Origin of the sequence: Allobosea sp. ASV33 (assembly GCF_016428755.1) — a bacterium.
GTDB lineage: Bacteria > Pseudomonadota > Alphaproteobacteria > Rhizobiales > Beijerinckiaceae > Allobosea.
Window position 1 is genome coordinate 1 of sequence record NZ_JAELTI010000034.1, and the last position, 18,126, is coordinate 18,126.

At 66.1% G+C, this 18,126-nt stretch carries 14 protein-coding genes; 8 read left to right on the top strand and 6 right to left on the bottom strand.

The window, feature by feature from the left end:
- Nucleotides 1-1,583 (top strand): NAD(+) synthase (locus JHD80_RS12285; RefSeq protein ID WP_199087501.1); only part of this gene is annotated, 1,583 nt, incomplete at its 5' end.
- 44 nt (nucleotides 1,584-1,627) lie between these two features.
- On the opposite strand, the gene JHD80_RS12290 is transcribed toward JHD80_RS12285, so the two are convergent.
- Both JHD80_RS12290 and JHD80_RS12295 read right to left on the bottom strand, forming a co-directional pair.
- A complete protein-coding gene (locus JHD80_RS12290) occupies nucleotides 1,628-2,710 on the bottom strand; it encodes a YeiH family protein (RefSeq protein ID WP_199087503.1) in 1,083 nt (360 codons plus the stop codon).
- A gap of 212 nt (nucleotides 2,711-2,922) precedes the next feature.
- Nucleotides 2,923-3,549, bottom strand: a complete 627-nt coding sequence (locus JHD80_RS12295; protein WP_199087504.1) for a LysE/ArgO family amino acid transporter — start codon at nucleotides 3,547-3,549, stop codon at nucleotides 2,923-2,925.
- 68 nt (nucleotides 3,550-3,617) lie between these two features.
- Here JHD80_RS12295 and JHD80_RS12300 point away from each other — a divergent pair, with 68 nt between their 5' ends.
- Nucleotides 3,618-4,547, top strand: a complete 930-nt coding sequence (locus tag JHD80_RS12300; RefSeq protein WP_199087506.1) for a LysR family transcriptional regulator ArgP — start codon at nucleotides 3,618-3,620, stop codon at nucleotides 4,545-4,547.
- A 118-nt stretch (nucleotides 4,548-4,665) separates the two neighbouring features.
- Here the strand turns inward: JHD80_RS12300 and JHD80_RS12305 are convergent, their stop codons facing one another.
- The 4 genes from JHD80_RS12305 to JHD80_RS12320 form a co-directional block, all read right to left on the bottom strand.
- Nucleotides 4,666-6,516 (bottom strand): ABC transporter ATP-binding protein, encoded by a 1,851-nt coding sequence (locus JHD80_RS12305; protein ID WP_199087508.1) that lies wholly within the window; start codon nucleotides 6,514-6,516, stop codon nucleotides 4,666-4,668.
- 19 nt (nucleotides 6,517-6,535) lie between these two features.
- Nucleotides 6,536-7,477, bottom strand: coding sequence for an ABC transporter permease (locus JHD80_RS12310; RefSeq protein WP_199087510.1), 942 nt, complete (start codon nucleotides 7,475-7,477; stop codon nucleotides 6,536-6,538).
- Nucleotides 7,443-8,402 carry an ABC transporter permease gene (locus JHD80_RS12315; protein WP_199087512.1) on the bottom strand — a complete coding sequence of 320 codons (960 nt, stop codon included), beginning with the start codon at nucleotides 8,400-8,402 and terminating at the stop codon, nucleotides 7,443-7,445. Before JHD80_RS12315 ends, JHD80_RS12310 begins: the two co-directional genes overlap by 35 nt.
- A 148-nt stretch (nucleotides 8,403-8,550) precedes the next feature.
- Nucleotides 8,551-10,338 carry a peptide ABC transporter substrate-binding protein gene (locus tag JHD80_RS12320; RefSeq protein WP_199087514.1) on the bottom strand — a complete coding sequence of 596 codons (1,788 nt, stop codon included), beginning with the start codon at nucleotides 10,336-10,338 and terminating at the stop codon, nucleotides 8,551-8,553.
- Nucleotides 10,339-10,809: 471 nt separating this feature from the next.
- Between JHD80_RS12320 and JHD80_RS12325 the strand changes: the two genes are divergently transcribed.
- The 6 genes from JHD80_RS12325 (at nucleotide 10,810) to JHD80_RS12350 (ending at nucleotide 18,122) form a co-directional block, all read left to right on the top strand.
- Nucleotides 10,810-11,610 carry an SDR family oxidoreductase gene (locus JHD80_RS12325; RefSeq protein ID WP_248311524.1) on the top strand — a complete coding sequence of 267 codons (801 nt, stop codon included), beginning with the start codon at nucleotides 10,810-10,812 and terminating at the stop codon, nucleotides 11,608-11,610.
- A 66-nt stretch (nucleotides 11,611-11,676) separates the two neighbouring features.
- On the top strand, nucleotides 11,677-12,687 hold the full coding sequence (iolG, locus tag JHD80_RS12330; RefSeq protein ID WP_248311525.1) for an inositol 2-dehydrogenase: 1,011 nt from the start codon (nucleotides 11,677-11,679) through the stop codon (nucleotides 12,685-12,687).
- Entirely contained in the window at nucleotides 12,687-13,469 is a 783-nt protein-coding gene (locus JHD80_RS12335) for an inositol monophosphatase family protein (RefSeq protein ID WP_199087518.1), read from the top strand. The genes iolG and JHD80_RS12335 overlap by 1 nt, the downstream gene beginning before the upstream one ends.
- A 104-nt stretch (nucleotides 13,470-13,573) precedes the next feature.
- Nucleotides 13,574-14,611, top strand: coding sequence for an ABC transporter substrate-binding protein (locus tag JHD80_RS12340; RefSeq protein ID WP_199087520.1), 1,038 nt, complete (start codon nucleotides 13,574-13,576; stop codon nucleotides 14,609-14,611).
- A 230-nt stretch (nucleotides 14,612-14,841) separates the two neighbouring features.
- Nucleotides 14,842-17,058: an ABC transporter permease gene (locus tag JHD80_RS12345; protein ID WP_199087522.1), complete on the top strand. Its 2,217-nt coding sequence runs from the start codon at nucleotides 14,842-14,844 to the stop codon at nucleotides 17,056-17,058.
- Complete coding sequence (locus JHD80_RS12350) at nucleotides 17,055-18,122, top strand: ABC transporter ATP-binding protein (RefSeq protein ID WP_248311526.1); 1,068 nt, start codon at nucleotides 17,055-17,057, stop codon at nucleotides 18,120-18,122. The genes JHD80_RS12345 and JHD80_RS12350 overlap by 4 nt, the downstream gene beginning before the upstream one ends.
- Nucleotides 18,123-18,126: the final 4 nt, after the last annotated feature.

Genomic DNA, 18,126 nt, shown 5'->3' on the forward strand with positions numbered 1-18,126 from the left:
AGGTTCCGTTCGGCACGGATATCCTGCTGACCGCGACCGATATCCCCGATCTCACCGTCCATATGGAGATCTGCGAGGATGTCTGGACGCCGATCCCCCCCTCGTCCTATGCCGCGCTCGCCGGCGCGACGCTGCTGCTCAACCTCTCGGCCTCCAACGTCACCATCGGCAAGTCGGACTGGCGCCATGCGCTCTGCAAGGCGCATTCCGGCCGTTGCATCGCGGCCTATGCCTATTCCGCTGCGGGCACGGGTGAATCGACCACCGACCTCGCCTGGGACGGCCAGGCGATGATCTACGAGAACGGCGCACTGCTCGCCGAGGCCGAGCGCTTCGCCGCCGAGCCGCAGCTCATCCTCGCCGATATCGACCTCGAACGGCTGGCGATGGACCGCATTCGCCAGAACACCTTCGGCGACAGTGCCGACCTCAACCGCGACCGGCTCGGCTTCCGCCGCATCGAATTCACGCTGGAGCCGGATCGCGACAGCGATCTCGGCCTCGCCCGCGAGGTCGAGCGCTTTCCGTTCGTGCCCAATGACGATGCGAGGCTGAACGAGCTCTGCTTCGAGGCCTACAACATCCAGTCGCACGGCCTGCGCAAGCGGCTGGAGAGCACGCGGCTCGACAAGGTCGTGATCGGCGTCTCCGGCGGCCTCGATTCGACGCAGGCGCTGATCGTCGCCGCACATACCTTCGATGCGCTCGGCCTGCCCCGCGAGAACATTCTCGCCTATACGCTGCCGGCCTTCGCGACGAGCAAGGACACCAAGGACAATGCCTGGCGATTGATGCGGGCGCTCGGCGTCAGTGCCGAGGAAATCGACATGACGCCGGCCTGCCGGCAGATGCTGGTCGATATCGGTCATCCCTTCGCGCAGGGCGAGCCCGTCTACGACATCACCTTCGAGAACGTGCAGGCTGGCGCACGCACCTCGGTGCTGTTCCGTCTCGCCAACCGGCACAACGCGCTGGTGATGGGCACCGGCGATCTCTCCGAGCTGGCGCTAGGATGGTGCACCTATGGCGTCGGCGATCACATGTCGCATTACAACGTCAACGGCTCCGTGCCGAAGACGCTGATCCAGCACCTGATCCGTTGGGTCGCCCAGTCCGGTCGCTTCGGATCGGAGGCCTCGGACGTGATGCTCGACATCCTCGCGACCGAGATCTCGCCGGAGCTGGTGCCGGGCGACGGCGACAAGCCGGCGCAGAAGACCGAGGATTTCGTCGGCCCCTATGCGCTGCAGGACTTCAACCTGTTCTACACGACGCGCTACGGTTTTCGGCCAAGCAAGATCGCCTTCCTCTCCGAGCATGCCTGGCGCGATGCCGCAGCCGGCGACTGGCCGCCGAACATGGAGGCGGGGAAGCGCGTCGCCTATGACCTGCCGGTGATCAAGCGCTGGCTCGGCGTCTTCATCCGCCGCTTCTTCGAGACCAGCCAGTTCAAGCGCTCGGCTGTGCCGAACGGCCCGAAGGTCTCCTCCGGCGGCTCGCTCTCGCCGCGCGGCGACTGGCGCGCCCCGAGCGACGCTTCCGCCGCGCCCTGGCTGAAGGATTGGGAGCGGATTCCGGATTGAGGGCCGAGGGCGGCCGGGTTCCCCGGCGCCACGCGGGCCGTGGCTCAGGCGATGCCGAGCAGGCGGATGAGGCCGAGGCTGACGGCCGCCAGCAGGATCAGGGACAGGGTGACAGCGGCCGTGACGCGCCCGCCGGCGCGGGCGACGACGCGGATATCGACCCCGAGACCCAGCGCTGCCATCGAGATGATGGTCAGGATCGTCGCCGTCTTGGCGATGGGGGCGAGCGCCACCTCCGGGATGAAGCCGTGGCTGCGCAGCGCCGCCATGCCCAGGAAGGCGATGATGAACCAGGGCACGAGCTTGTTGACGGCCAGGCGCCGCGCCGCCGGCTTGACGCCGCCCTCGTTCGTATCGTCCCGCAACGCCTGCCCGAAGATGGAGAGCGCAAGCACGATGGGGCCCAGCATGAGGACGCGGACGAGCTTGACGAGCGTCCCGATCTGGACGCTGGCCGCCGCGACGGGGGCGGTCGCTGCAAGGACCTGCGGCACGGCATAGACCGTAAGCCCCGCGAGAACACCGTATTGCGTCTCGCTCATGCTCAGGAGCGGAACGAGAAGCGGTAGCCCGAGCACGACCAGCACGCCGAGCACCGCGGTGAAGGCGATGGAGGAAGCGACATCCTTGCCGTCGGCGCCGATCACCGGCGCGACGGCGGCGATGGCCGAGTTGCCGCAGATCGAATTGCCGCAAGCGACCAGAACCGCCATGCGCTTGGGTAGTCCGAGCGCCCGGCCGATCAGGAAGCTAAAGGCGAGCGCCATAGCGACGACCGCCGCGATTCCCGCGAGCAAGGCCGGCCCGGCTGCGACGATCATCGCCATGTTCAGGGACGCGCCGAGCAGCACGATGGCGATCTCCAGGACCATCTTCGCCGAGAAGGCGATGCCCGGGCGCCAGCTCTCGGAAGGCGTCCAGACCGAGCGGAGGGCCGTGCCGAGCAGGATCGCCAGCACCAGGGCCTCGAGCCAGGCGCGGCCGGTGGCGAGGGCTTCGAGATGCTCGAGCGCAAAGGCCAAGGCGCTGATGCCCGCGCAGAGCGCGAGGCCCGGCAGAATGCGCCCCGCGCTCCGCAGAAGGGAGCTGGAAGGTGCGGGCAACGGGGTGCGGGCGTGCGTGGTCATAGGAGAACCTTCTTCTCCATTGACCTAGTCGGAGAAGGATTATGCTGTCTATCGCATTGTTCTGATGGCTCTGTTCGGTCCGGTCGAACGATTTATCGTGCTTCCAGGGAATTTCGACGGCAAGTCTCGCAGCAGCCACTGCGTGGTTGCTGCGAAGCAGGCAGTTGCGATGTCTGCTTCCGACCTGCTTCCGACACCGGCTGTTGGCCGCATCAGCCGGCAAATGCGCTCTGGAGCAGGCTGACGGCCAAGACAGCCATCATCAGCGCGATGAGCAGATCGAGCATCCGCCAGGTGATCGGCTGGGCGAAGAGCGGGGCGAGCAGGCGGGCTCCGAAGCCGAGCGAGCTAAACCAGGCGAAGCTGGCCGATGCCGCGCCTGTCACGAACCAGGGCCGCTCGCCCACCGGCATGCTGCTCCCGATCGTGCCCATGAGCATGACCGTGTCGATATAGACATGAGGGTTGAGGAAGGTGAACGCGGCCGTGCTGGCAAGGGCGGCTGTCAGAGAGATGCCGGCGTGGCGATCGACGATCAGGCTCGACGGGGTCATCGATCGGTGCAAGGCGCCGTATCCATACCAGATCAGGAAGGCGGCTCCGCCGAGGCTCAACCCGGTCGCGAGACCGGGCACGGCCGAAAGCAGGGCGCCCAGCCCGTTGACGCCGGCGACGATCAGCATCGCGTCGGCTGCGGCGCAGAACAGGACGATCGGCCAGACATGCTCGCGCTTGAGCCCTTGCCTGAGCACGAACATGTTTTGCGCGCCGATGGCCATGATCAGGCCGGCCGATAGCATGAAGCCCTTGAAGAAGGCGGGGAGGAAAGCGGTGTCCATGGCCGCTTGATGCGGCAGCGAGGAGGAGTAGTCTAACTAAAATGTCTAAATCAGAATTAGGTTAGCTAATGCTCGATTATCTGGCGCTCGCCGCCGTCGCTGCGGTCCTGCGCGAGGGCAGTTTCGACAAGGCGGCGGCCGTTCTCGGGATCACGCCCTCGGCGGTCTCCCAGCGCGTGAAGGGGCTGGAGGAGCGGCTGGGGGTCGCGTTGGTGACGCGCGGCGCGCCGTGCCTTGCCACCCCCATCGGCGCCAGGCTTTGCGCCCATGTCGAGCGTGTTAGGCTGCTGGAGGCCGATATCTCGGGCGAGTTGCAGGGCTTGGCGGCGCAGGGGGATGACAGGCCGACGCTGCGGGTCGCGGTCAATTCCGACAGCCTCGCCACCTGGTTCCCGCTCGCCGCCGCGCAATTCACCGCGGCAAGCGGCGCATTGCTCGAACTTGTGCTGGACGATGAAGCACACACGGCCGAAAGGTTGCGCACCGGGGAGGTGATGGCGGCCGTCAGCGCCGACCCCGCGCCGGTCGCCGGTTGCAAGATCCACCCGTTGGGCGCCTTGGACTACGCTGCCGTGGCGAGCCCGGCGTTCCATGCCGCGCATTTCGCGAATGGCCTCGCTAACCGGAATCTCAGGTCGGCGCCCATGTTGCGGTTCGATCGGCGCGACGAATTGCAGTTCCGCTGGATGCGGGAGGCCCATGGCGAGGCCGCCCTGCCGCCGACGCATTGGGCTCCCTCGACCCATGGAATGCTCGAACTGACGCTCGCAGGCCTCGGCTGGTCGATGGCGCCGGTCAGCATGGCCGCGCCATGGCTCGCGCAGGGGCTCCTGGTCGAGCTGGAGCCCCTGCATCGGATCGCGGTACCCTTGAACTGGCAGCGCACGCGGCTGAACACGCAGTTGCTTGACGTGATGACCGGGGCTGTCAGGCAGGTGGCGGCGCAGCGGCTTCGGCCTCTCGCAGCCCCAGCGGCGCCCGAGTCAAATTCGGCGTGAGGGTTACGGCTCGCGGGGAGGAGCCCTTCGCCCTTGATCCGTAATAGGCCCTCGCCGACAGCCAACAAAAAGCCCGCGGCTTGCGCCGCGGGCCGATCGTTTCAGGCTTCCGGAAGGATCAGGCTGCGATCGCAGCCGGGTCCTTCTTCTCCCATTCCTCGCCCCAGATCATCACGGCATGGCCCGGCGAGACCTCGCGGTACTGGCGCACCGGCGGTACGTAGTCGGGCGCCCGCACGGGGCTCTTGATCTCGTCGTTCGAGACCGGGCGCTTCTGCAGGCGCCGGGCCGGATCGGCGATCGGCACCGCCGCCAGCAGGCGCTTGGTGTAGGGGTGCTGCGGATTCTGGAAGATCGACTCGCGCGGGCCGATCTCGACGATCTCGCCGAGATACATCACCGCGACGCGATGGCTGACGCGCTCCACCACCGCCATGTCGTGCGAGATGAACAGATAGCCCAGGCCCATGCGCGCCTGCAGGTCGAGCATCAGGTTGACCACCTGCGCCTTCACCGAGACGTCGAGCGCCGAGACCGCCTCGTCCGCCACGATCAGGCGCGGCTCGACTGCAAGCGCCCGCGCGATGCAGATGCGCTGGCGCTGGCCGCCCGAGAACTCGTGCGGGAAGCGGTTGGCCATCTCCGGCAGCAGGCCGACGCGCTTGAGCAGGTCGGCGACCTTGTCGCGCGCTTCCGAGCGGGTGGCGAGGTTGTTGATCAGCAGCGGCTCTGCCACCGCCGTGCCGACGTTCATGCGCGGGTTCAGCGAGGCGAACGGGTCCTGGAAGATCATCTGCATGCGCTTGCGCTGTTCGCGCAGGTCATGCTGGCTGAGCTTCAGCACGTCGACGCCGTCGAGCAGCACGGAGCCCGCGAGCGGCTCGATCAGGCGCATCACCGAGCGGCCGGTCGTGGACTTGCCGCAGCCGGATTCGCCGACCAGCGCCAGCGTCTCGCCGGCCTTCAGGCTGAAGGAGACGTTCTCGACCGCATGCACCCGGCCCTTGACCGAGGAGAGCAGCCCGCCGCGGATCTCGAAGCGGGTGGTGAGGCCGGAAACCTCGAGCACCGGGCGCTCGGCCGCCTGGACGGTGTCCGGCGTCTCGGTCGGCACGTCGGATTCGCCGGTATTGCGATCGACCACCGGGAAGCGCATCGGGCGCCGTCTGCCGATCATCGAGCCGAGCTTCGGCACGGCCGAGATCAGCGACTTGGTGTAGGGCTTCTGTGGGTTGGCGAAGATGTCCTCGGTCGCGCCGGTCTCGATCTCGTCGCCGTTATACATCACCACCGTGCGGTCGGCGATTTCGGCGACGACGCCCATGTCGTGGGTGATGAAGAGGACGGACATGCCCTCCTCGTCCTGCAGCGTCTTGATCAGCTCCAGCGTCTGCGCCTGGATGGTCACGTCGAGCGCGGTGGTCGGCTCGTCGGCGATCAGGAGCTTGGGCTTGCAGGCCAACGCCATCGCGATCATCACACGCTGGCGCATGCCGCCCGAGAAGCGGTGCGGGTATTCGTGGAAGCGCGACTTCGCCGCGGGAATGCGGACCTTCTCCAGCAGGCGGATCGTCTCGGCCTCGGCCTCCGAGCGCGACAGGCCGCGATGCAGGATCAGCGCTTCCGCGATCTGGAAGCCGATGGTCAGCACCGGGTTCAGCGAGGTCATCGGCTCCTGGAAGATCATCGCGATTTCGTTGCCGCGGATATGGCGCATCTCCGCGTCGGGCAGGGTCAGGAGCTCCTTGCCGTTGAGCTTGATCGAGCCCTCGATCTTGCTCGACTGCGGCGGGGTCAGGCGCATGATCGACAGCGCGGTCACGCTCTTGCCGGAGCCGGATTCGCCGACGACGGCCAGCGTCTCCTTCGGCTTGATGTCGAAGGAGATGTTGCGGACGACCGACTTCCACTTGCCCTCGACCCGGAACGAGGTCGTGAGGTTCGAAACGGTCAGGATCGGTGAGGTCATGTCTAGCCCTTCCCTGGGATCAGATGACGCGACGCGGGTCGAGCGCATCGCGCAGGCCGTCGCCGATGAAGTTGATCGAGAGCACGGTAAGGAAGATCGCGGCGCCTGGGAACATCGCCCAGTGCGGAGCGGTGTCGAGCTGGTCCTTGGCGTCGAACAGCAGGCGTCCCCAGGTCGGGATGTCCGGCGGGAAGCCGAGGCCGAGGAAAGAGAGCGTCGATTCGGCGATGATCGCCGAGGACACCTCGATCGTCGAGGCGACGATGACCGGCCCCAGCGCGTTGGGCAGGATGTGCCGCATCATCTGGCGCATCTTGGTCGCGCCCTGGGCCCGGGCCGCTTCGACGAATTCCTTCTCGCGCAGCGACAGGAACTGCGCGCGCACCAGGCGGGCGACCGGCATCCAGCGCAGCCCGCCGATGACGACCACGATCAGCACGAAGACGCCGCCCTCGACGCCGAACAGCGCCTTCAACTGCTCGCGGAACAGGTAGATGATCAGGAGCAGAAGCGGCAGCTGCGGCAGCGACAGGAACAGGTCCGTCACCCACATCAGGACCGGATCGGCATATTTGCGCGACATGCCGGCAAACGCACCGATGAGGACGCCGACGATCGTCGCCACCACCATGGCCGCGAGGCCGACCGCGAGCGAGATGCGCCCGCCATACATCATGCGTGCCAGGATATCCTGGCCGAGATCGTCGGTCCCGAACGGGTGCTTCCAGGACGGGCCCTGGAGCTGCGCCGAGAAGTCGATGTCGTTGATCGCCACCGGCCAGAGCCAGGGGCCGACGATGACGCCGATGACCAGCAGGCCGAGCACGACGGTGCTCGCCATGGCCAGGCGGTGGCGGCGGAAACGGCGCCAGGTGTCGCGCCCCGGCGAGACGGGGGCCTGGCTCACGGCAGCGCCCGCAGCCGGATCAGCTGAAGGAGATGCGAGGGTCGAGCCAGCCATAAAGAATATCCGCGATGAGATTGAACAGGACGACCAGGCAGGAGAAGACGAAAGTCACGGCCATGATCACAGGGGTATCGTTGGCGAGGATCGCGTCGATCAGAAGCGACCCGATGCCCGGAACGCGAAAGATCTGCTCGGTGACGAGCGCGCCGCCGAACACGGCAGGCATCTGCAGCGCGACCAGCGTCACGACCGGGATCAGCGCATTGCGCGTGATGTGCCGGAGCGTGACCCTGCGCTCGCTCAGGCCCTTGGCGCGTGCCGTCGTGACGTAGTCGAGCCGGATGACGTCGAGCACGGACGAGCGGACATAGCGCGTGTAGGAGGCCGCCTGGAACAGGCCGAGCACGGTGATCGGCATAATCGCCTGGCGGAACATCTCCCAGTACCAGCGCCAGCCGGTCGCAGCGATGTCGGAGCGATAGACGAAGGGGAACCAGTCGAGCGTGACCGAAAACACCAGGATGAAGAGCAGGCCGGTGAAGAAGGTCGGCAGCGAGAAGCCGACGAAGGCCAGCGTGTTGGCGATCTGGTCGAACACCGAATAGGGGCGCGTCGCCGCGTAGATGCCGACCGGCAGCGCGACGCACAGGGCCAGGATCTGCGACGAACCGACGACGAACAGGGTCGTGGGCAGGCGCTGCAGGATCAGCTTGTCGACATTGATGCGGCTGGCGAAGGAGAAGCCCCAGTCGCCCTGCGCCATGTTCGAGAGCCAGCGCAGATAGCGCACCATGATCGGATCGTTCAGGCCGAAGCTGGCGCGGATGGCTTCGCGCACCTCGGGCGGCACGTTCGGATTGGTCGCCATTTCCGAGAACGGATCGCCCGGTGCCAGCGCCAGGATCGTGAACAGGATCACGCTGATGCCGAGCAAACTTGGAATGGCGATGAGCAGCCGCCTGATGAGATATGTCGCCATGAAATAGTCTCTGTACGCACGGCTGGGCCGCGGACTGGTGTTGATGACGGCCGGCCCGCCCTATGGCTGTTGAAGCCGCAGAGCGGGCCGGCACGTTAGCCCTCACGCCGCGCCAGCCGGAGCTGCCGCGGCGAAGGAATCGGGGGCCTTAGCTACGATACCAGGCCGCGATGTTCCAGGTGTCGACGTCCCAGCCCGAATGATCGTGCGAGATATTGTTCAGCGCGGCGGCGACGCGCGTGCGCGACAGCAACGGCAGGATGACGTTGGCCTCGCAGAAGATCTCGTTGACCTTGATCAGGTACGCGGCGCGCTTGACCGGGTCGAGCTCCTTCTGGGCGGCCTTGTAGGCTTCGTCCGCAGCCGGGTCGGAATAGCGCGAGACGTTGCGGCCCAGCCACTTGTTCTCCTTGGTGGCGATTTCCCAGGAGACGAACTGGTTGAGGAAGCGCTCCGGATCGGGCTGTGGCTGCGTGGTCGTGTACATCTCGATGTCGACATACAGCTTGGTGTAGGTGTCGGGGTTGGCCACGTCCGACGAGAAGAACACCGAGGCGGTGACCGACTTCAGTTCGAGATCGATGCCGGCGCGCTGGCAGGCCTGCTTGATGATGGCCTGGGTCTTCTGGCGCGGGGCGTTGATCGAGGTCTGGTAGACGTATTTGAGCTTCTTGCCATCCTTCTCGCGAATGCCGTCAGAGCCCTTCTTCCAGCCGGCGTCGTCGAGGATCTTGTTGGCCTTGTCGATGTTGAACTCGTATTTGAGCTTGGTCGACTTGAACTGCTTGGGCTCGTTGACGAAGCTCGCCGTCGCGATGCCGCCACGCCCGTAGATGAACTTCTGGACGGAGTCGCGGTCGATCAGCAGGTTGATCGCCTCGCGCACCTTCGGGTCCGACAGCGTCGGGTGCTTGGTCTTGATGCTGGAGCGCTCGCCGTCGACCTCGGTCCACGGATCGGTCGTGTTCAGGATGATGAACTCGATATCGCCCGAGGGAACCGCGCTGATCTTGCCGCGGCCGCCGGTCTCCATGCGCTTGAGGACCTCGTCCTCGACCTGCAGGTTCCAGGCGTAGTCGTATTCGCCGGTCTGGAGCACGGCGCGCGCCGCCGAGACAGCGTCGCCGCCGCCCTTGCACTCGATCGTGTCGAAATGCGGCTGGTTCTTGATGTGGTAGTCGGCGAAGCGCTCGCCGGTCAGGACGTCGCCCGGCTTGAAGTCGACGAACTTGTACGGGCCGGTGCCGATGGGCTTCAGGTTGTCCGGAGCCTCGCGCGACTTGGCGCCGACATAGTCGCCGAAGCGATGCTTCGGCAGGATCTGGCCGGAAACGCCGACGAAGGGATCGGCCCAGAACGGCGTCGGCTGTTGGAAGATCACCTTGACCGTGAGGTCGTCGACCTTCTCGACCTTGATATTGCTGTAGGAGCCCGTGGTGTAGGCGGCGGTCGCCGGGTCCTTGGCATATTCCCAGGTGAAGACGACGTCGTCCGCGGTCAACGGCTTGCCGTCATGCCATTTCACGCCGGGCTTCAGCTTCCAGGTGACGCTCAGGCCGTCGGCCGAGAGGCCGCCATTGGCCTTGGTCGGGACCTCGGCGGCGAGGCAGGGGATCAGGTTGCCTTCCTTGTCCCAGCCGGCGAGCGGCTCGTAGAAGATGCGCGAGGCGATCTGATCCTTGGTGCCGGACGCGAAATGCGGGTTCAGCAGCGTCGGCGCCTGCCAGAGCAGGATCTTGAGCGGACCGCCGCCGCCGGCCTTGGTCGGCTTGTATTGCAGCGTGGCATCGGCCATCGCCACGTCGTTCCAGATCAGGATCTGGGTTGCGAGCGGCGCGGCAATGCCCACCGCCGCCATTCTCTGCATGAAGGAGCGTCGCGAAAGCGTGCCTTCCTTCACATCCGCGACCATGCCGCGGATTTCCTGCTCGTTCATCGGTAGCCTCCACCTCAAAGACAAATTCATCCCCGGCACCTTCGCGCCGTGTTCTCGTTGATGGCCCAGCAAGGCATGTGCCAACGAAAGCGTCAACTGTGCAGCGCAGAGCAGATGCGCGTTTGCCGCGAGGAGCGGCGTCAAGGGCGGCCGTCATTGCATGAATGTGCCGCTACTCTTTCGAGTGGCGCAATATTATGCTGATTACCCTATAAAGACGACAGCTTTCTTTCCGTTGAGAATGCTGACCATCTCCAAAAAATGGAGGATAGCCGCGGCGGGCCAATCGGCGGATGTCGTGGTGTCGTAAACGCGCCGTAGAGGCGATTGCCGGAATGCACGCGAGGCGAGCGCCGCTTTCTCCGGCCAGCGACCGGCGCGTCTTGACTTGGGTGTGCCGAAAATGGAATGTTTATTCCAACTAGCGGGATGTCTAAAAAATTCCTGCCGTTTTGCCGTGGGAGGCAGGCCTTGTCGCAAGCCGGTTCGTTCGGCCGTGATCTCCACGGCAAGGTTGCCATCGTCACCGGCGGCAGCCAGGGGTTGGGCGAGGCGGTCGCACGCGAATTCGCCGAGCGCGGCGCGCGCGGGCTCCTGCTGACCGGGCGCAACATGAAGCGCGGCGAGGCCGTCGCGGAAAGCCTGCGGACTTCGGGCTGCGATGCGCGCTTCCATCAGGTCGATCTGGCCGATCTCGACGCGGTCCGGCTGGTCGTGCCGGCGGCCGAGCAGGCCTTCGGTCATCTCGACATTCTCGTGAATGCGGCCGGCGACACCGACCGCGGCACCATCTTCGACACCTCGCCTGCACTCTACGAGCGCATCATGGCGGTGAACCTGCGCGCACCCTTCTTCCTGATCCAGGACGCCGCCAGCCTGATGCGCCGGCAGGACATTCCCGGCGCCATCGTCAATATCCAGTCGATGTCGGCCCATGGCGGCCAGCCCTTTCTCTCCGCCTACAGCGTCTCGAAGGCGGCGCTCGCCGCGCTGACCAAAAATGCGGCTTATGGCCTGCTGAAGCACCGCATCCGCGTCAACGGCCTCAATATCGGCTGGATGGCGACGCCGGGGGAGGACGCGATCATGAAGCTGCGCCATGACGCCAAGGACAATTGGCTCGACGAGGCCAATGCCTCGCAGCCCTTCGGCCGCCTGATCGATCCGCGCGAAATCGCCAAGGCGGTCGCCTATCTCGCTTCGGCGGAATCCGGCCTGATGACCGGATCCAATATCGATTTCGACCAGGGCATTCTGGGCGCGCATGACTAACCGGCGGCATCCGCGCTGGCGCATGAGAGCCGCAGCAGCATCCTTCTGAGAGACGCGACGACGGGAATGACGAAGACCATGAAGATCGGATTGCTGGGCGCCGGCCGTATCGGGCGTATCCATGGGCTGAACGTCGCCGCGCGCGGCGATGCCGAGCTCGTCGCCGTCACCGACGCGATGCCGGAAGCCGCCGCCTCGCTCGCCGCCGCCACGGGCGCCAAGGCGACCACGACCGAGGCGATCCTCGCCGACGCCGCGATCGACGCCGTGCTGATCTGCACGCCGACCGACACTCATGCCGACTTGATCGAGCGGGCGGTCTCGGCCGGCAAGGCCGTGTTCTGCGAGAAGCCCGTCGATCTCGACGCAGCCCGCATCCGCCGCTGCCTCGCGACGGTCGAGAAGTCCGGCAAGCCCTTGATGATCGGCTTCAACCGCCGCTTCGACCCGAATTTCGCGGCGCTGGAGAAGCGGCTGCGCGCGGGCGAAGCCGGCGCGATCGAGATCGTCACGGTGATCTCGCGCGATCCTTCGCCGCCGCCGGTCGAGTATGTGAAGCGCTCTGGCGGGCTCTTCCGCGACATGATGATCCATGATTTCGACATGGCGCGTTTCCTGCTGGCCGAGGAGCCCGTCGAGGTCTTCGCGCTCGGTTCCGCCCTCGTCGACAAGGCGATCGGCGAGGCCGGCGATGTCGACACCGCCGCGGTGATCATGAAGACGGCCTCTGGCCGCATCGCCCAGATCTCGAACTCGCGCCGCGCCACCTATGGCTACGACCAGCGCATCGAGGTTCACGGCTCCAAGGGCATGCTGCGGGCGGGCAATATCCACGAGACGACGGTCGAGATCGCGACCGGGCAGGGCTTCCGGGCCGATCCCGTGCAAAACTTCTTCCTGGAGCGTTATGCCGCGGCCTATCGCGCCGAACTGGACGCCTTCATCGCCGCCTGCAACGGCAAGGCTACGGCCTCGCCGACCGGCCTCGACGGCCTGAAGGCGCAGATCTTGGCCGATGCCGCGACGCAATCCGCGCAGACCGGCAAGCCCGTCCGCGTCGATCTGGGAGCGAACTGATGACCCCGGCGGAGCGCGATCTGCGCTATTACGCGGCTCTCGGGCTCGCGGCTGAGGCGAGCCATCTGGCCCTGGGCTATTTCACCAGGCGCGAGTCGCTCGGCATCACGATGAAGGGTGCACAGGATTGGCTGACCGTCGCCGACGGCAAGGTCGAGGATTTCCTGCGCCAGCGGCTCTCGGAGCTCTTCCCGAACGACACGGTCATCGGCGAGGAGGGCGGCGGCGAGGCTTCCGATGCGGTCTGGATTCTCGATCCGATCGACGGCACCGCGAATTTCGCTCATGGCGACCGCAACTGGTGCATCTCGATCGGCTTCCTGGTGAACCGCAGGCCGGAGATCGGCGTCGTCGCGGCCCCGGCTCTGGGCGAGGTCTATGCGGCGCGGCGCGGCGCCGGCGCGACCTTGAACGGCGATCCGATCAAGGTTTCCGGAGCGGCCGATATCGCCCGGTCCTCGGTCGAGCTCGGCTGGTCGACCCGCGTGCCGGCTGCGAACTATCTCAAGGTGATCGAGCGCGGCTACACGGCGGGCGCCGCGATGAAGCGCGGCGGCTCCGGCACGCTCGGCCTCTGCCATGTCGCCAATGGTTCGAGCGACGCCTATGCCGAACTGCACATCAATGCCTGGGACGTCGCCGCCGGCATCGCCATCGCGACCGAGGCAGGCGCCCATATCAACGACTTCTTTGCCGGCGAGGGGATCGCCAGGGGCAATCCGGTCCTGTGCTGCACCCCGAAATTGGCTCCGGTGCTCAAGGAAATCACCGGAATCGGTTAGCCGGCACGATACACCATTGATCTTTGGCGATCCTTCGCCTCAGTTTCACGACAATCACGAGAACCGGGCGCAGAAACCGGGCCATCCAATTCAGGGAGGTTCAGATGCAGTCGACATCCTGGCTCAAGGCGGGGCTCTTCGCCGCGCTTGCCACCGCGGCCTTCGCCGCCACGCCGGCCCGCGCTCAAGGATCGCTCGTCATGTATTGCGGCGTCCAGGAGGAATGGTGCCGCGCCATGTCGAACGCCTTCGAGAAGGAAACCGGCATCAAGGTCGCGATGACCCGCAAGTCGGCGGGCGAGATCTACGCCCAGCTCAAGGCCGAATCCTCCAATCCGCGCGGCGATATCTGGTGGGGCGGCACGGGCGACCCGCATCTCCAGGCGGCGGAGGAGGGACTGACCCTCGAATATGAATCGCCGAAGAACAAGGAATTGCATCCCTGGGCGCTCGACCAGTGGAAGGCCGCCAAGCAGCGCTCGATCGGCATCTATGCCGGCGCGCTGGGGTTCGGCTTCAACACCGACCAGATCAAGGCGAAGGGCATTCCCGAGCCCAAATGCTGGGCAGACCTCCTCAACGCCAAGCTGAAGGACGACGTCCAGGTCGCCGACCCGAATTCCTCGGGCACGGCCTATAACCTGCTCGCCACGGTCGTGCAGCTGATGGGCGAGGACAAGGGCTTCGAGTATCTCAAGGCCCTCCACAAGAACGTCAGCCAGTACACCAAGTCGGGCGCCGCCCCGGCCAAGGCCGCGAGCCTCGGCGAGACCGCCGTCGGCATCGTCTTCATCCATGACGCGGTGGTCTTCGCGGTGCAGGGCGACCCGATCAAGCCGGTCGCGCCTTGCGAGGGCACCGGCTACGAGATCGGCTCGATGTCGATCGTCAAGGGCGCGCGCAACCTCGACAACGCCAAGAAGTTCTACGACTGGGCCCTGACCCCGGCCGCACAGGCACTCGCCGCCCCGGCCAAGTCCTATCAGGTCCCCTCGAACAAGGCCTCGCCGGTGCCGGCGCAGTCGCCGAAAATGGATCAGATGAAGCTGATCAACTACGACTTCGTGAAATACGGCTCCTCGGCCGAGCGCAACCGCCTGCTCGCCAAGTGGGACAAGGAAGTCAAGGCGCTGCCGAAGTAATCGACGCCTCTCCCTGTCGTGACGGCGAGAGGTTTCGTCCACGAAGCTCCGCCGTCATCCCGGGCTTGACCCGGGATCCATCGTAGAACTCCGGCGCCCCTCGATGGATCCCGGATCTCCGCTTCGCTCTGTCCGGGATGACGGGGTGAGGCTTCCGCAACATCGTTTTCAGAACCGCGAAGGCCGGCTTGAACCGGTCCGGATCACTGTCGAGAGGGAACGGGGCAACCATGGCGCCAGCGACGAGACTCGTGCTGCTGATCGGCTGGCTCGGCTATGCGCTGATGCCCTGGTACCTCGTCGAGGGCATGAGCCTGACGAGCTGGGCCTGGCTCGCCGAGTATCCGTTCGGCAAGGCGGGCAGCGCGCTGGCGCTGGCGCTCTCGGGGCGGGCGCCATGGCTCCTGCCGATCGGCGTCGCGCTGGCGGCCGCGACCCTGTTCTGGGGCAGTGCCAACCGTCAGCGCACGGCGACCGTGCTGCTCTGGGCCGGCCTCATCGGCATGGTCCTGTTCTTCGCGCAGGCCTTTTCGATCGTGCTGAAGGACCATGGCATTGCTTGGCTTGCCACGCTGCTCGGCGGCGCGGGGGCTTCGCAGGGCGGCATCGGCGGCGGCGCCTTCCTGACGCTGCTCGCGCTGCTTTTCCTGCTTTGCCACGGCCTGGCCTATCGCGGCGTCTGCCGCGGCGATCTCTTCACGGTCTCGACGATCGGCCTCGTCGTCATGCTGATCGGCATCTTCATCTTCTTCCCGGTCGCGATCATCCTGAAGAGCGCGCTGGTCGACCAGAACGGCGCCTTCGCGCCCGCGGCCTTCATCGAGCGCTTCCTCGATTCCTCGATCTGGGGGCTGGGCTGCCTCAGCGCCAACGTCAATTGCGGCGTCGCCTGGAACACGCTGATCCTGGCCGTGCTCTGCGGCGTCATCACGACCTTGCTCGGCCTCGCCTGCGCCTTGCTGATCCTGCGCACCGGCATGCCCGGCAAGCGCATCATGCGGGCGCTGACGGTGCTGCCGATCATCACGCCGCCCTTCGTCATCGGCCTCGCGCTGATCCTGCTCTTCGGCCGCGCCGGCGCCATCTCGACCGTCCTCTACGAGTGGTTCGACATTCCCCGCTCGCGCTGGCTCTACGGCCTGCCCGGCGTGCTGCTGGCGCAGGTCCTGGCCTTCGCGCCGATCGCCTTCCTCGTCCTGATCGGCGTGGTGCAGGGCATTTCTCCGAGCCTCGAGGAAGCCTCGCAGACGCTCGGCGCCAAGCGCTGGCAGACCTTCCGCACCGTGACCTGGCCATTGCTCAAGCCCGGCATCGCCAATGCCTTCCTGCTCGGCTTCGTCGAGAGCATGGCCGATTTCGGCAATCCGCTGGTGCTGGGCGGCAATTTCGAGGTGCTCTCGACCAAGATCTTCTTCGCGGTGGTGGGCGCCTCCTATAACCAGGGGCAGGCGGCGGTGCTCGCAATCGTGCTGCTCGCCTTCACGCTCGGCGCCTTCTGGGTGCAGCAGCGCTGGCTCGGCGGGAAGTCCTACACGACTGTCACCGGCAAGGGCGATGCCGGCCTGCCGACGCCGCTGCCGCGCCGCATCACCTGGCTGTCGATTGCGGTGATCGTGCCCTGGGTGGCGCTGACGCTGGTGATCTACCTCGTCATCCTCGTCGGCGGCTTCGTCCGCAACATGGGCCGCGACTACACGCCGACGCTGCAGCACTACATCACCGGCTTCGCCATCGACTTCAGCAACGGCCTTTATTTCCAGGGCTCGGCCTGGTCGTCCTTCTTCACGACCATCAAGGTCGCCGCGATCTCGGCGCCATTGACGGCGGTGATCGGCCTGCTCACCGCCTATCTGCTGACGCGCCAGCGCTTCCGTGGCCGGTCCGGGCTGGAATTTGCGACGATGCTCTCCTTCGCCATTCCCGGCACCGTGCTCGGCGTCGCCTATATCCTTGCCTTCAACGTGCCGCCGGTGGAGATCACCGGCACCGGCCTGATCCTCATCATCGCCTTCGTCTTCCGCAACATGCCGGTCGGCGTGCGCTCCGGCATCGCCGGCCTGTCGCAGATCGACAAGAGCCTGGACGAGGCCTCGACCACGCTGCGCGCCCGCAGCTTCACCACGCTCTGGCGCGTGGTTCTGCCGCTGCTCAAGCCGGCCCTGGTCTCGGCACTGGTCTACTCGTTCGTGCGCTCCATGACGGCGGTCAGCGCCGTGATCTTCCTGGTCTCGGCCGAATACAACCTTTCCACCGCCTATATCGTCGGGCGCGTCGAGGCCGGCGAATTCGGCCTCGCCATCGCCTATTCCTCGGTGCTGATCGTCTTCATGGCGCTCGGCATCGCCCTCATCCAGTTCCTCGTCGGCGAGCGCAAGCTTGGTCGCCGCAAGGTCGTGGCACTCTCCAGTTCGGTCTCCGACCCCATCACCCAGGGAGCAACAAGTTGACGAAGGCCGGACCCGCTTCCGTCGAGTTCCGCAACGTCTCCATGCGCTATGGCGCGGTGACGGCGGTCGACAACATCAATTTCACCATAGAGGCCGGCAAGCTCGTGACCCTGCTCGGCCCCTCCGGCTGCGGCAAGACCACGACCTTGCGCATGATCGCGGGCCTCGAGATCGCCAGCGACGGCCAGATCCTGATCGGCGGCAAGGACGTCACCAAGCTCTCGGCCGCCGACCGCGACGTCTCGATGGTGTTCCAGTCCTACGCGCTCTTTCCCCATATGAGCGTGCTGGAGAACGCGGCCTACGGCCCGACGGTGAAGGGTCTGGGCAAGGACGAGGCCAAGCAGATGGCGCTGGAGAAGCTGGCGCTCGTCGGCCTCAAGGGCTTCGAGAACCGCTACCCCTCGGAGCTCTCGGGCGGCCAGCAGCAGCGCGTCGCGGTCGCGCGCGCCCTCGTGCTGGAGCCGCAGGTGCTGCTCTTCGACGAGCCGCTCTCCAATCTCGACGCCAAGCTGCGCCGCCGCGTCCGCGAGGAAATCCGCGAATTGCAGCAGAACCTCAACCTGACCGTGGCCTATGTCACGCATGACCAGGAGGAGGCGCTCGCCGTCTCCGACCGCATCATCGTGATGTCGAATGCCCGGATCGCACAGGAAGGCGCGCCGCGCGACCTCTACGAGCAGCCCTCCAACGCCTTCGTCGCGGACTTCATCGGCGACGCCAATCTGGTTGATGTCACCGTCAGAGCGGTGGCGGACGGCCGCGCCGATGTCGCGATCGGCTCCGCCACGATCAGCCTGCCGGCGCGCGGTCTCGGTGTCGGCCCAGCCAAGGTCGCGATCCGGCCGGAGGCGCTGTTGTTGGGCGAGGCGGGGCAGGCGGGGGCGCTGCCCGGCAGGATCCGCAAATGCGCTTATCTCGGCAATCACCTCGACATCATGATTGAGACCGAGGTCGGCGAGCTCTTCGTCGTCCAATATGGCGGGCGCGAGATGCTGGAGCCGGGTACCGCGGTCTCGGTTTCCTTCGCGAACAAGGGCGTGACGCTCATTCCGCCGGCTTGAGAGC